The following is a 13841-nucleotide window of genomic DNA, read 5'->3' as shown; positions in this document are numbered from 1 at the left end:
GACCTTCGCGGAGCCCCTTCGATGACCTTCACCCTCGCTGCGCTCGGCCCCGCGCTGCCGGAACTGCTGCTCGCCGTCTCGGCTATCCTGCTGCTGCTGTTCGGCGCCATCGTCGGCCCGAAGTCGACCGACACGGTGAACGGCCTGACGCTCGCCGCACTGTTCGCGGCGCTGGTGCTCGTGCTGCTCGGCCCGTCCGAGGCGACGCTGTTCGGCGGCTCCTTCCAGGTGGACGAATATTCCCGCTTCCTGAAGGTGCTGGCGCTGCTCGGCGCGGGCGGCACGCTCGCCATGTCGGTGGAGTGGCTGAAGGTCGAGAAGCAGAGCCGTTTCGAGTTCCCGATCCTGGTGCTGCTGTCGACCCTCGGCATGATGATGCTGATCTCGGCCGGCGACCTGATCGCGCTCTATATGGGCCTGGAGCTGATGAGCCTCGCGCTCTACGTGATCGCTGCCAACAACCGCGATTCCGTGCGCTCCACCGAGGCCGGCCTGAAGTACTTCGTGCTCGGCGCGTTGTCGTCCGGCATGCTGCTCTACGGCGCCTCGCTGATCTACGGCTTCACCGGCTCGGTGAATTTCGAGCGCATCGCCGAGGCGGCGCGCGAGCCCTCGCTCGGCCTGATCTTCGGCATCGTCTTCATGTTCGCCGGCCTGTGCTTCAAGGTCTCGGCCGTGCCGTTCCACATGTGGACGCCCGACGTCTATGAGGGCTCGCCGACCCCGGTGACCGCCTTCTTCGCCGCTGCGCCCAAGGTCGCCGCCATGGCGGTGTTCGTGCGCTTCGCCGCCGAGGCGCTGCCCAACGTCACCCATCAGTGGCAGCAGATCGTCGTCTTCGTCGCCATCGCCTCCATGGCGCTCGGCTCCTTCGCCGCCATCGGCCAGCGCAACCTCAAGCGCCTCATGGCCTATTCCTCCATCGGCCATATGGGCTACGCGCTGGTGGGCCTCGCGGCGGGCACCGAGCAGGGCGTGCGCGGCGTGCTGGTCTACATGACCATCTACATGGCGATGACGCTCGGCACCTTTGCCTGCATCCTCTCGATGCGGCGCAAGGACGGGGTGGTGGAGAACTACGAGGACCTTGCCGGCCTCGCCCGCACCCGTCCGCTGATGGCGTTCTTCCTGGCGGCGCTGATGTTCTCGCTGGCCGGCATCCCGCCGCTGGCGGGCTTCCTCGCCAAATACTACATCTTCCTCGCCGCCATCGAGGCGGGGCTGTACACGCTCGCCGTCATCGGCGTGCTCACCAGCGTGGTCGGCGCTTTCTACTATCTGCGTATCGTCAAGGTGATGTACTTCGACGAGCCGGCGCCGGGCTTCGAGCCCATGCCGACCGAGCTGCGCATGGTGCTGGGCGTGTCCGGCCTGTTCACGCTGCTGTTCTTCGTCTATCCGGCGCCGCTGCTGGCGGCGGCGGACGTGGCGGCGCGGGCGCTCTTCTGAGGATGGCAGAGCCGCCCGGCGCGACCCCGGTCGTCCGCTTCGACAGCATCGGCTCCACCAATGCGGAGGCGCTGGCCCGTGCCTCCGGGCCGGCGCCGCGCTGGTTCGTCGCCGAGCGGCAGACCGGCGGGCGCGGCCGGCGCGGCCGTCCGTGGACCTCCGAGTCGGGCAACCTCTACGCCTCGCTGCTGCTCGCCGACCCCGGCCCGGCCGCCCGCCAGGCGGAGCTGTGCTTCGTGGCGGCGCTCGCGCTCTACGACGCGGTGCGGGCGGTGACGGGCATCGACCCGCTGCGTATCGGGCTGAAATGGCCGAACGACGTGCTGATCGACGGCGCCAAGCTCGCCGGCATCCTGCTGGAAGGCGCGGCGCTGCCCGGCGGACACACCGCCACGGTGATCGGCTTCGGCGTCAACTGCGCTCATCATCCCGCCGACACGCCCTATCCCTGCACGGATCTCACCGCGGCCGGCTATCCGACCGACCCGCCCGGCCTGCTCGCCGCGCTCGACGCCGCCATGCGCGCGCGCCTCGCTGAGTGGGCCGGCGGGGAGGGGTTCGCGCGCACCCGCGACGCCTGGGTGCTGCGCGCGGCGGGCCTCGGCAAGCCGGTCACGGTGCGGTTCGGCGAGCGGCAGTCGGAAGGAGTTTTCGAGGCGCTCGACTTTTCGGGTGCTATGGTTCTGCGCCGCCCGGACGGGGTGCGCGAGACGATCAGCGCCGGCGACGTGTTCCCGTCGGCCGGCGCGCAAGCGTGAAAGGCAATTGAGTGAGCAAGTGGCCGGACGAGCTGGTCTTCGCTCCCCTCGGGGGCGTGGGCGAAATCGGCATGAATCTCGGGCTGTATGGCTACGGCCCGCGCAACCGGCGCAAATGGCTCGCGGTCGACCTCGGCATCTCCTTCGCCCCGCCCGAGGTGCCGGGCATCGACATCATCATGCCGGACGTCTCCTTCCTCGCCCATGAGGCCGAGCACGGCAACCTCGCCGGGCTGATCATCACCCACGGCCATGAGGACCATGTCGGCGGGCTGGTCGACCTGTGGCCGCGCCTCGGCTGCCCGGTCTACACGACGCCCTTCACGGCCGCGCTGGCCGAGGCCCGCCGCCTGGGCGAGCCGGGCGCGCCGAAGATCCCGTTCCATGTCGTGCCCTCGGGCGGGCGGGCGAAGATCGGGCCTTTCGAGGTCGAGTTCGTCCCCGTCGCCCATTCCATCCCCGACAGCCACGCGCTCGCCATCCGCACGCCGCTCGGTCTCGTCGTGCACACCGGCGACTGGAAGATCGACCCGACCCCGGTGGTCGGCAACGTCACCGATCCCGCCCGCTTCACCGCGCTGGGCGACGAGGGCGTGCGCGCCGTTGTCTGCGATTCCACCAACGCCTTCCGCGAGGGCATCTCGCCCTCCGAGACCGACGTGCAGCAGGTGCTGGCCGAACTGATAGCCGCCGCGCCCTACCGCGTGGCGGTGACGACCTTCGCCTCCAACGTCGCCCGTGTCCGCTCTATCGCCGAGGCGGCGATAAAGGCGGGCAGGGAAGTGGTGCTCGTCGGCCGCGCCATGGAGCGCGTGGTGACGGTGGCGCGCGAGCAGCATCTGCTCGACGGCCTGCCGCCCTTCCGTCCGGTCGACGCCTATGGCTTCCTGCCGCGCGACAAGGTGGTGGCGATTCTCACCGGCAGCCAGGGCGAGCCGCGCGCGGCCCTCGCCCGCATCGCCGACGACGACCATCCCGAGATCGCGCTCTCGCCCGGCGACCAGGTGATCTTCTCCTCGCGCACCATCCCCGGCAATGAGCGGGCGGTGAACCGAATCATCAATGCGCTGGTGCTGCAGGGGGTGAAAATCATCACCGACCGCGACGCGCTGGTGCACGTCTCCGGCCATCCCCGCCGGGGCGAGCTGGAGCAGATGTACCAGTGGCTGCGCCCGCAGGTGGCGGTGCCGGTGCATGGCGAGCCGCTGCATCTGTCCGAGCATGCCGACCTCGCCCGCCGCATGGGCGCGCGCGAGGTGATCCGCCTCGTCGACGGCGACATGGTGCGCCTCATCTCCTCCGATCCCGCGCTCGGCGCCGAGGTGATCGAGGAAGTGCCCGCTGGCCGGCTCTACAAGGACGGGCAGGTGCTGGTCAGTTCCGACGACCCGGCGGTCGCCGAGCGCCGGCGCATGTCCTTCTCGGGCCTCATCTCCGTCGCCATTGCCATGACCGAGAAGGGCGAGGTGGTGGGCGACCCGATGATTGATCTCTCCGGCCTGCCGCGCCTCGGCCTCGGCGGCAAGCCGCTCGACGAAGTGGTGGAGGAGGCGGTCCTCGATTGTCTCGACGGCCTGCCCAAGCCTCGCCGGCGCGACCCCGACGCGGTCTCCGAATCCGTCACCCGTGCGGTGCGCAGCTCGGTGAACGCAGCCTGGGGCAAGAAACCGCTCTGCCATGTGCTGGTGATCACGGTATGAAGGGCGCCGGATAGTACCCGGAGCGTGCTCGCATGATCGGCCGTCTGAACCATGTCGCCATCGCGGTGCCCGACCTCGATGCGGCCATTGCCACCTATCGCGACACGCTCGGGGCCGAGGTCTCGGCCGTCGAGCCGCAGCCCGAGCACGGCGTGAACACGGTCTTCGTCGTGCTGCCCAATACCAAGGTCGAATTGCTCGGCGCGCTCGGCGAGAACTCGCCCATCGCCAAATTCCTGGAGCGCAACCCGGACGGCGGCATCCACCATCTCTGCTACGAGGTGGAGGACATCCGCGCCGCGCGTGACCGGCTCGTCGCCGCCGGCGCCCGCGTGCTCGGCTCGGGCGAGCCGCGCATCGGCGCGCATGGCAAGCCGGTGCTGTTCCTGCATCCCAAGGACTTTCTCGGCACGCTTGTCGAGATCGAGGAGGCGTGAGGCGAAGCCATGGGCGTCGGTACGTACATCGCCATCTATTTCATTGTCTGGTGGACGGTGATCTTCGCCGTACTGCCCTTCGGCGTGCGCTCGCAGCATGAGGACGGCGCGATCGAGGACGGCACCGAGCCGGGCGCGCCGCAGCGTCCGCTGCTGCTGCGCAAGGCCATCGCCACCACCATCATCGCGGCGGTGATCGTCGGGCTGTTCGCCTGGGGCGTCGAGACCGGGAATCTGCGGCTCGACATGTTCCCGATGCCGGTCAAAACCTACTGAAATACTGCCGCCGGCGAGTTTACCTTGGGTCAAAACTCTTGGCTTGAGGTAAAAAAAGAGGCGGGACCTCGGTCCCGCCTGCTTTGTTTGGCCGCCCACACCCGATTCCGTGCCGTTTCGGCATCTGCCGGGGGGCTTTCTTGCCGTTATTCCTCCCGAGACCTGGACCGACATCGCGCTTCAAGGAGCGATAAGCGGACCTCTTTCTAGAGGAGCGCAGCTTAGAGCAAAGAACGCGGGCTTGTCATCCTTGCGTTGCAATAGATCGATGGTGCATTGCAACAGAATTAGGCTACCATCCGCAGGCGCAGCCTCAAACTGAGGCAGCGTCCCGAACGGAAGGCGCGCGAGGGCTTGTCTTTTCGCGACCGATCCGGTTTCACTCCGCCATCATTGCCGCACTGCTCCCGCGGTCGAATCGCGAGTTTCCGCTTATGCGCCTGTCCCGCTATTTCCTTCCCATTCTCCGCGAAGTTCCGAAGGAAGCGGAAATCGTCTCGCACCGCCTCATGCTGCGCGCCGGCATGATCCGGCAGGAGAGCGCCGGCATCTATGCCTGGCTGCCTCTGGGCAAGCGCGTGCTCGACAAGATCTGCAACGTCGTGCGCGAGGAGCAGAACCGCTCGGGCGCCATCGAGATCCTCATGCCGACCATCCAGTCGGCCGATCTGTGGCGCGAGAGCGGGCGCTACGACGACTACGGCAAGGAGATGCTGCGCATCAAGGACCGGCACGAGCGCGACATGCTGTTCGGGCCGACCAATGAGGAGATGCTCACCGAGATCGTCCGGGCCTATGTGAAGTCCTACAAGGACCTGCCGCTGAACCTCTACCACATCCAGTGGAAGTTCCGGGACGAGGTGCGCCCGCGCTTCGGCGTCATGCGCTCGCGCGAGTTCCTGATGAAGGACGCCTATTCGGTCGACCTCGATTTCGAGAGCGCGGTCGTCGCCTATAACCGCATGTTCGTGGCCTATCTGCGCACCTTCGAGCGGCTCGGCCTCAAGGCGATCCCGATGGTGGCCGACACCGGCCCCATCGGCGGCAATCACAGCCACGAATTCATCATTCTCGCCTCCACCGGCGAGAGCCAGGTGTTCTGCCATTCCGACTATCTCGGCATGGACACGCCCGGCAGCGATGTCGACTTTCAGGATCCGGCGGCTCTGCAAACCATCGTGAACCGCTGGACCAGCCTTTATGCCGCCACGGAGGAGAAGCATGACGAGGCGGCGTTCGAGGCGATTCCGGAAGGACAGCGCCTCTCCGCCCGCGGCATCGAGGTGGGTCACATCTTCTATTTCGGCACCAAATATTCCGAGCCGATGAACGCCACCGTCGCCGGGCCGGACGGCGTGGAGCGGCCCGTGCACATGGGCTCCTACGGCATCGGCCCCTCGCGCCTCGCCGCCGCCATCATCGAGGCCTCGCACGACGAGAACGGCATCATCTGGCCGGAGGCGATCGCGCCGTTCCGTGTCGGCCTCCTGAACCTCAAGGTCGGCGACGCGGCGACGGACGCGGCCTGCGAGGCGATCTATGCCGAGCTCGCCTCGCGCAACATCGACGTGCTGTATGACGACACCGACGAGCGGCCCGGCTCGAAATTTGCCACGGCCGACCTGATCGGTCTGCCCTGGCAGATCATCGTCGGTCCCAAGGGGCTGGCGAACGGCATGGTGGAACTGAAGCGCCGTGCCGACGGCACGCGCGAGACGCTGCCGGTCGCGGCGGCGCTGGCGCGTATCACCGGCTGATCGGCTAAACGGAGCGCGTGGCGGAGCGACATGGCGACGGCGGCACGGAGCGAAGCGCGTGGGGCGAAGTCGGCCAAGGCACACCCCGTCGCGGAGCCAACCGGCTCGCGCCCCTTCAGCGCCTTCGAATGGATGCTGTCGCTGCGCTATCTGCGCGCGCGCCGCAAGGAAGGCTTCATCTCGGTCATCGCCGGCTTCTCCTTCCTCGGCATCATGCTCGGGGTGGCGACGCTGATCATCGTCATGGCGGTGATGAACGGCTTCCGCACCGAGCTCTTGTCGAAGATCCTCGGCCTCAACGGCCACATCCTCGTCCAGCCGATCGACAGCCCGCTCACCGACTATGACGCGGTAGCCAAGCGCATCGCCGGCGTGCCGGGCATCAAGCTCGCCGTGCCGCTGGTGGAAGGGCAGGCGCTCGCCTCCTCGGCCTTCAATGCCGGCGGCGTGCTGGTGCGCGGGCTCTCGGAGGCGAATCTGCGCGCGCTGCCGGCCATCGGCGCCAATATCCGCCAGGGCACGCTGGAAGGCTTCGACGAGGGCTCCGGCATCGCCATTGGCAAGCGCCTCGCCGACCAGCTCTCGCTGCAGGCGGGCGACAACCTCACCCTCGTCGCCCCGCGTGGCGCGGTGACCCCCATGGGCACGACGCCGCGCATCAAGGTCTACAAGATCGCGGCGGTGTTCGAGATCGGCATGTCGGAATATGACAGCGCCTTCGTGTTCATGCCGCTGGCGGAAAGCCAAGCCTATTTCAACAAGGACGGCGACGTCACCGCCATCGAGGTCTACACCGACAATCCCGACAATGTGGAACGCCTGCGCTCGCAGGTGCAGGCGGCGGCGGAGCGGCCGGTCTACATCATCGACTGGCGCCAGCGTAACGCCACCTTCTTCAACGCGTTGCAGGTCGAGCGCAACGTGATGTTCCTCATCCTCACGCTGATCGTGGTGGTGGCGGCCTTCAACATCGTCTCCGGCCTCAACATGCTGGTGAAGGACAAGGGACGCGACATCGGCATCCTGCGCACCATGGGCGCCTCGCGCGGCGCGGTGATGCGCATCTTCCTCGTCACCGGCGCCGCCATCGGCGTTGTGGGCACGCTGGCCGGCTTCCTGCTCGGCCTCGTCGTGTGCCTGAACGTCGAGGAGATTCGCCAGTTCATCTCCTGGCTCACCGCCACCGAGCTGTTCTCGCCCGAGCTCTATTATCTCTCGCGCCTGCCGGCGGAAATGAATGCCGGCGAGACCGCGACCGTCGTCATGATGGCACTGGTGCTGTCCTTCCTCGCTCCGCTCTACCCGTCCTGGCGCGCCGCGCGCCTCGATCCGGTGGAAGCGCTGCGCTACGAATAGGAGGAGCCGGTGCCTCCCGTGAACGCCGTGCTCCGGCTGGAGCGCATCGAGCGCCGCTACGCGCAGGGCGAGGGCACGCTCGACATCCTGCGCGGGGCCGATTTCGTGGTCGGGGAGGGGCAGTCTGTGGCCCTCGTCGCGCCGTCCGGCACCGGCAAGTCGACGCTTCTGCACATCGCCGGCCTTCTGGAGCACCAGGATGCCGGCGAGGTCTATATCGGCGGCGCGGCCACCGCGGGCCTGCCCGACGCCGAGCGCACGCGCATCCGCCGGGTCGAGGTCGGCTTCGTCTACCAGTTCCACCACCTGCTCCCCGAATTCTCGGCGCAGGAGAACGTGATGCTGCCGCAGATGATCCGCGGCCTGTCGAAGCGCGAGGCGGCGGCGCGGGCCAAGGAACTGCTCGGCTATCTGGGCCTCGGCAAGCGTCTCGACCATCGGCCGGGCGAGCTCTCCGGCGGCGAGCAGCAGCGCGTCGCCATCGCCCGCGCCGTGGCCAACGCGCCGCGCGTGCTTCTCGCCGACGAGCCGACCGGCAATCTCGACCCGCACACGGCGGACCATGTGTTCCACGCGCTGTCGCAGCTCGTGGAGGCGACCGGCCTCGCCGCGGTCATCGCCACGCACAATCTCGAGCTCGCCAGCCGCATGCACCGCCGCGTCACCCTGCACGAAGGGCAGGTCGTCGAGCTCGACTGAGCGATTGCCCGCGCCACGGGAACCCTTCTGCGGCGGTAGTCTTATGCTATCGTCGCCTAAGGCGCGTAGGCCGCGAGTCGCTGAGATGCTCGACCATTTCCTGCAGGATCACATGACGCTGCTGGCGGGCGGCGTCGCCGTCGCCATCGCCCTCATCATTCTCCTGCGCTGGACCGGCCAGCGCGTGGTCGTTCCACAGGCGAGGGCGGCGCTGAAGGGCGACGGTTCCTTCGACTACGACGTCGCCGGCACCTCGGCGCACCAGCCGGTGCTCGCCCGCATCGCCGGGCGCAGCAGCTCGGCCGGCGAGGAGCGGGTCGCCGAACTGACGCCGCTGCCGAGCCAGGCCGGCGAATCCACCGCCATCTGGGTGCATGTGGAGGGTGCCCGCGTCGGCGAGATCGCCGCGCGCGACGTCGAGGCCTTCCATGCCGTGCTGGCGGGAAGGCCGGCACGCTGCGACGCGGTGGTGATCGACGACGAGCTGGCCGGCGGCCTCGTCGTCAAGCTCGACCTCATCTGGCCGCCGCGACTGCGATAATCCGGTGAGCGCTTCCATTCGTTACCGACTCGTCAACCATGAGTCGGAACGAAAGAAGAACATGGGTTGATTCTGTGGATTGCGGGAGTCATGTTCTCCATATGTTCCATGGAGGTCGACATGATCCGCATTCTGCTTCAGGAAGTCGCCGCCCTTGCCTCCCTCGGTCTGTTCGTCGCCATGATCGGCATCTGGGCCGGGGTCATCACCGGGGTCTGAGGACAACGGGGAGGAGCGAACAAGGCTGGTGGACGCGGCCCCGCCCAGCGCCCACCATTCCGCTCTACCGAGTCGCGAGAGGTGAGAAATGGCGCAGCAGGACATGACGCAGGCCGATGCCGGGTTCGTCCATCTGCACGTCCATTCCTCCTTCTCGCTGCTGGAAGGCGCGCTCACCATCGGCAAGCTGGCCGAGCTCGCCAAGAAGGACCGCCAGCCCGCCATCGCGCTGACCGACACCGGCAATCTGTTTGGCGCGCTGGAATTCTCAGAGAAGATGGCCGGCAGCGGCATCCAGCCGATCCTCGGCTGCGCGCTCAGCGTGGATTTCCCCGGCCCGGCGCCGCGCGGCCCCGCCGGCCAGCAGCGCCCGCGCGTCGTCCTGCTGGCGATGAGCGAGGAGGGCTGGAAGAACCTGATGGAGCTGGTCTCCCGCTCCTTCCTCGACACCGCCTCCGACGGCGCGCCGCACATCAAGCTCGACTGGCTGGAAGGCCGCACCGGCGGGCTCATCGCCCTGACTGGCGGCCCTTCCGGGCCCATCGACCGCGCGCTCGCCGCCGGCAGCCACGACCAGGCCGAGCAGCGGCTGCACACGCTTGCCGAACTCTTCGGCGACCGGCTCTATGTCGAGATCCAGCGCCACGGCGTCGCCGAGGAGCGGCGCGTCGAGACGGCGCTGATCGAACTCGCCTACAGGCTCGATCTGCCGCTGGTGGCGACCAACGAGCCGTTCTTCGCCGGCCAGGACGACTACGAGGCGCATGACGCGCTGATCTGCATCGCCGAGGGCCGGCTGGTGGCGGAAGGCGACCGGCGCCAGCTCACCCCCGAGCACCGCTTCCGCACCCGCGCCGAGATGATGGCGTTGTTCGCCGACCTGCCGGAGGCGCTCGCCAACACCGTCGAGATCGCCCGGCGCTGCGCCTATCGCCCGCGCACGGTGAAGCCGATCCTGCCGCGCTTCACCATGGAGCGCGACGAGGCCGAGGAACTGCGGGTGCAGGCGGAGGAGGGCCTTCGCAAGCGCCTCGCCGTCCATGGGCCGGCGCCGGGGCTCGCCGAGAAGGACTATGAGGACCGGCTGGCCTTCGAACTCTCGATCATCGAGAAGATGAAATTTCCCGGCTATTTCCTTATCGTGTCTGACTTTATCAAATGGGCGAAGGCTCAGGGCATTCCTGTCGGTCCGGGCCGCGGCTCGGGCGCCGGCTCGCTGGTCGCCTATTCGCTGACCATCACCGACCTCGACCCGCTGCGCTTCGGCCTGCTGTTCGAGCGTTTCCTGAACCCCGAGCGCGTGTCGATGCCGGACTTCGACATCGACTTCTGCCAGGAACGCCGTGACGAGGTGATCCGCTACGTGCAGCAGCGCTACGGGCGCGATCAGGTGGCGCAGATCATCACCTTCGGTACGCTCCAGGCGCGCGGCGTGCTGCGCGACGTCGGCCGCGTGCTGGAGATGCCCTACGGCCAGGTCGACAAGCTCTGCAAGCTGGTGCCGCAGAACCCGGCCAACCCGGTGACGCTGACGCAGGCCATCGAGGGCGAGCCGCGCCTCCAGGCCGAGAGCGAGCAAAACCCGGTGGTGAAGCGCGCCTTCGACATCGCCACCAAGCTCGAAGGGCTGAACCGCCACGCCTCGACCCACGCCGCCGGCATCGTCATCGGCGACCGCAAGCTCTCCAACCTCGTCCCGCTCTACCGCGATCCGCGCTCCGACATGCCGGTCACGCAGTACAACATGAAGTGGGTCGAGCAGGCCGGGCTGGTGAAGTTCGACTTCCTCGGCCTGAAGACGCTGACCGTCTTGCAGACGGCGGTGCGCCTCGTCGCGCAGCTCGGCATCCAGCTCGATTTGTCGACCATCCCCCTGAACGACGAGAAGACCTACGCCATGCTGACCCGCGGCGAGACGGTCGGCGTGTTCCAGGTGGAAAGCTCAGGGATGCGGCGCGCGCTGGTCGACATGAAGCCCGACCGGCTGGAGGATATCATCGCCCTCGTCGCGCTCTACCGGCCGGGCCCGATGGCCAACATCCCGGTCTATTGCGCGGTGAAGAACGGCCATGAGCAGGCGGTCTACGCGCATCCCGCGCTGGAGAGCAGCCTCAAGGAGACCTACGGCGTCATCATCTACCAGGAACAGGTGATGCAGATCGCGCAGACACTGTCGGGCTATTCGCTCGGCGAAGCCGACTTGCTGCGCCGCGCCATGGGCAAGAAGATCCGCGCCGAGATGGACAAGCAGCGCGAGCGCTTCGTCTCCGGCGCGGTGGAGCGCGGCGTTGCCAAGGCCAAGGCCTCGGAGATCTTCGACCTGCTGGCGAAGTTCGCCGACTACGGCTTCAACAAAAGCCACGCGGCGGCCTATGCGCTGGTCTCGTACCAGACCGCCTATATGAAGGCGAACTACGCCACCGAATTCCTCGCCGCCTCGATGACGCTCGACATGGGCAACACCGACAAGCTGGCGGAATTCCGCCAGGAGGCGCAGCGGCTCGGCATCGAGGTGGTGCCGCCCTCGGTCAACCATTCCGGCCGCGAGTTCGCGGTGAAGGAGGGGCGCATCCTCTACGCGCTCGCCGCCATCAAGGGCGTCGGCGTGCATGCGGTGGAGGCCATCGTCGAGGCCCGTGGCGACCGGCCCTTCGCCAGCCTTTCGGACTTCGCCGCGCGCATCAACGCCAAGGCGCTGAACAAGCGCACCATGGAGAGCCTGGTGAATGCCGGCGCCTTCGACGCGCTGGAGCCGAACCGGGCCCGCGCGGCGGCGGCGATCGATTCCATCCTCGCCCATGCGGCCTCGGTCGGGGCGGAGGCGGCGATCGGCCAGGGCAACATGTTCGGCGGGCCCGCCGCGGCGACGGAATTGCCGATCCCCAACGCCACGCCCTGGCTGCCGGCGGAGAAGCTCCAGCGCGAATATGACGCCATCGGCTTCTTCCTCACCGGCCATCCGCTCGACGAGTACGGCAAGGCGCTGGACCGGCTGCGGGTGCAGCGCTGGAGCGACTTCACCCGCTCGGTGCGTGCCGGCTCCATCGCCGGGCGCCTCGCGGCCACGGTGGTGAGCCGGCAGGAGCGGCGCACCAAGACCGGCAACAAGATGGGCATCGTCGGCCTGTCCGACCCTTCGGGCCAGTTCGAGGCGGTGCTGTTCTCCGAGACGCTGGCGCAGTTCCGCGAGCTGCTGGAGCCCGGCAAGGCGCTGCTGTTGCAGGTCTCCGCCGAGATGCAGGGCGAGGATGTGCGCGCCCGCATCCAGACCGCCGAGCCGCTCGACGAGGCGGCCTCCAAGATGCAGAAGGGCATGCGCATCTTCCTGCGCTCGCCCGATCCGCTCGACAGCGTCGCCTCGCGCCTCGGCTCGCTCGCCGGCGGGCGAGGGGACGGGGAGGTGGCCCTCGTGCTGCTGCTCGGCGAGAGCGGGGCGACCGAGGTGGAGCTGAAGCTGCCCGGCCGCTACAGCCTCTCGCCCCAGATCGCCGGTGCGCTCAAGGCGGTGCCGGGCGTGGTGCAGGTCGAGATGGCCTAGCCGCCCGCCGGCCCGCGCATCTTTGTTCTTGCCTTTCCCGGTGAAACGCGGAATTGCCAGACCCTCTGGAAGGGTTCGGGAGCGGCGTGGCTGATGGCAGGTGGGAACGGCGGGCAGGGCGCCTCGAAGCGCGCCATCCTCGTCCTGGGGATGCACCGCAGCGGCACCTCGGCGCTGACGCGGACCATCAACCTGCTGGGCGCCGCCGCGCCGCAGACGCTGCTTGACGCCAGTGCCGGCAATGAACGCGGCCACTGGGAATCCAAGCCCATTGTCGACCTGAACGACGAGATCCTCGCCGCCTGCGGGCAGGTGTGGTTCTCGCGCCAGCGCATGAAGGTGCCGCCGGCGGAGGTCGTGCGGGCGAAGGGCCTGTGGCGCAAGCTGCACGACACGCTGGAGAGCGAGTTCGGCGGCGCGTCGACCATCGTCCTGAAGGACCCGCGCATCAGCCGGCTGGTGCCACTCTATGCGCAGGCGCTCGGCGAGGCCGGATACGACGTCGCGGCGGTGCTCACCCTGCGCAATCCGCTGGAGGTGGCGCGCTCGCTGGCGGCGCGCAATTCCATGCCGCTGCGCAAGGCGCTCGGCCTCTGGCTGCGCTACACGCTCGACGCCGAGCACGACACCCGCGGCATGGCCCGCGCCGTGGTGGCCTATGAGGCGCTGCTCGACGACTGGCGGGAGACGACCGGCCGCATGAAGCGCCATATGGGCGGCGACTGGCCGGACCCGACGCGGGAGACCGAGGCGGAGATCGACGCCTTCCTCTCGCCCGAGCTGCGCCACCACGAGCTCGCCATGCCGGGCGGCGGCCTGAACCGCGCCGCCGCGGCCGGACGCCTCTACCGCGAGTTGGCGCGGCTGTCGGACCGGCCCTCGGCCACCCCCTCCGCCGTGGTGACGGGGCTCGCCGAGCTGAGCCTGGCGGTCGGCTGACCTGTCCGCTCCATCGGGCTTGCCACCAGGGTCCCGCTCGCTTATAAGCCGCGCCATTCCACACGCGGACTCGCGGCCGGGGTTGCTTTGTCGTGGCTTCACGACGGCCCCAATCGGTCGCTCCGGTGCCGTTCGCCGAAATCCATCGGCGCGGCCATGTCCGCGGAGGCCT

11 protein-coding genes are annotated in these 13841 nt (G+C 68.4%); all 11 read left to right on the top strand.

From position 1 onward, the window contains the following. Nucleotides 1-21: 21 nt before the first annotated feature. The 11 genes from nuoN (at nt 22) to SNOV_RS09205 (ending at nt 13669) form a co-directional block, all read left to right on the top strand. On the top strand, nt 22-1449 hold the full coding sequence (gene nuoN, locus SNOV_RS09255) for an NADH-quinone oxidoreductase subunit NuoN (RefSeq protein ID WP_013166657.1): 1428 nt from the start codon (nt 22-24) through the stop codon (nt 1447-1449). 2 nt (nt 1450-1451) lie between these two features. Continuing rightward, entirely contained in the window at nt 1452-2207 is a 756-nt protein-coding gene (locus SNOV_RS09250) for a biotin--[acetyl-CoA-carboxylase] ligase (RefSeq protein WP_013166656.1), read from the top strand. A gap of 71 nt (nt 2208-2278) precedes the next feature. Then, the gene (locus tag SNOV_RS09245; RefSeq protein ID WP_417872111.1) at nt 2279-3907 is read left to right on the top strand and encodes a ribonuclease J; all 1629 of its coding nucleotides are present in this window, start codon (nt 2279-2281) and stop codon (nt 3905-3907) included. A gap of 32 nt (nt 3908-3939) precedes the next feature. Continuing rightward, nucleotides 3940-4344 (top strand): methylmalonyl-CoA epimerase, encoded by a 405-nt coding sequence (gene mce, locus SNOV_RS09240; protein ID WP_013166654.1) that lies wholly within the window; start codon nt 3940-3942, stop codon nt 4342-4344. A 9-nt stretch (nt 4345-4353) separates the two neighbouring features. Continuing rightward, a complete protein-coding gene (locus SNOV_RS09235) occupies nt 4354-4620 on the top strand; it encodes a DUF1467 family protein (RefSeq protein WP_013166653.1) in 267 nt (88 codons plus the stop codon). Nucleotides 4621-5054: 434 nt separating this feature from the next. Further along, nucleotides 5055-6377: a proline--tRNA ligase gene (gene proS / locus SNOV_RS09230; RefSeq protein ID WP_013166652.1), complete on the top strand. Its 1323-nt coding sequence runs from the start codon at nt 5055-5057 to the stop codon at nt 6375-6377. A gap of 132 nt (nt 6378-6509) precedes the next feature. Beyond that, a complete protein-coding gene (locus SNOV_RS09225) occupies nt 6510-7733 on the top strand; it encodes a lipoprotein-releasing ABC transporter permease subunit (RefSeq protein WP_041783124.1) in 1224 nt (407 codons plus the stop codon). Nucleotides 7734-7742: 9 nt separating this feature from the next. Continuing rightward, a complete protein-coding gene (locus SNOV_RS09220; RefSeq protein WP_013166650.1) occupies nt 7743-8432 on the top strand; it encodes an ABC transporter ATP-binding protein in 690 nt (229 codons plus the stop codon). A gap of 85 nt (nt 8433-8517) precedes the next feature. Further along, nucleotides 8518-8973 (top strand): hypothetical protein, encoded by a 456-nt coding sequence (locus SNOV_RS09215; protein ID WP_013166649.1) that lies wholly within the window; start codon nt 8518-8520, stop codon nt 8971-8973. 307 nt (nt 8974-9280) lie between these two features. After that, nucleotides 9281-12730, top strand: coding sequence for a DNA polymerase III subunit alpha (gene dnaE / locus SNOV_RS09210; RefSeq protein WP_013166648.1), 3450 nt, complete (start codon nt 9281-9283; stop codon nt 12728-12730). Nucleotides 12731-12823: 93 nt separating this feature from the next. Then, nucleotides 12824-13669 (top strand): sulfotransferase family protein, encoded by an 846-nt coding sequence (locus SNOV_RS09205; RefSeq protein WP_013166647.1) that lies wholly within the window; start codon nt 12824-12826, stop codon nt 13667-13669. Nucleotides 13670-13841 lie beyond the last annotated feature (172 nt).

Source organism: Ancylobacter novellus DSM 506 (assembly GCF_000092925.1).
GTDB classification, from domain to species: domain Bacteria; phylum Pseudomonadota; class Alphaproteobacteria; order Rhizobiales; family Xanthobacteraceae; genus Ancylobacter; species Ancylobacter novellus.
Note: the sequence above shows the minus strand (reverse complement) of the source record. Positions and strands in the feature narration are given on the sequence as shown.

Excerpts from the sequence above, each read along its gene's own strand:
- nuoN (WP_013166657.1), top strand. The coding sequence starts at position 22 with ATGACCTTCACCCTCGCTGCGCTCGGCCCCGCGCTGCCGGAACTGCTG.
- SNOV_RS09235 (WP_013166653.1), top strand. The coding sequence starts at position 4,354 with ATGGGCGTCGGTACGTACATCGCCATCTATTTCATTGTCTGGTGGACG.
- mce (WP_013166654.1), top strand. The coding sequence starts at position 3,940 with ATGATCGGCCGTCTGAACCATGTCGCCATCGCGGTGCCCGACCTCGAT.
- SNOV_RS09225 (WP_041783124.1), top strand. The coding sequence starts at position 6,510 with ATGCTGTCGCTGCGCTATCTGCGCGCGCGCCGCAAGGAAGGCTTCATC.
- proS (WP_013166652.1), top strand. The coding sequence starts at position 5,055 with ATGCGCCTGTCCCGCTATTTCCTTCCCATTCTCCGCGAAGTTCCGAAG.
- SNOV_RS09215 (WP_013166649.1), top strand. The coding sequence starts at position 8,518 with ATGCTCGACCATTTCCTGCAGGATCACATGACGCTGCTGGCGGGCGGC.
- SNOV_RS09250 (WP_013166656.1), top strand. The coding sequence starts at position 1,452 with ATGGCAGAGCCGCCCGGCGCGACCCCGGTCGTCCGCTTCGACAGCATC.
- SNOV_RS09205 (WP_013166647.1), top strand. The coding sequence starts at position 12,824 with ATGGCAGGTGGGAACGGCGGGCAGGGCGCCTCGAAGCGCGCCATCCTC.
- dnaE (WP_013166648.1), top strand. The coding sequence starts at position 9,281 with ATGGCGCAGCAGGACATGACGCAGGCCGATGCCGGGTTCGTCCATCTG.
- SNOV_RS09245 (WP_417872111.1), top strand. The coding sequence starts at position 2,279 with ATGAATCTCGGGCTGTATGGCTACGGCCCGCGCAACCGGCGCAAATGG.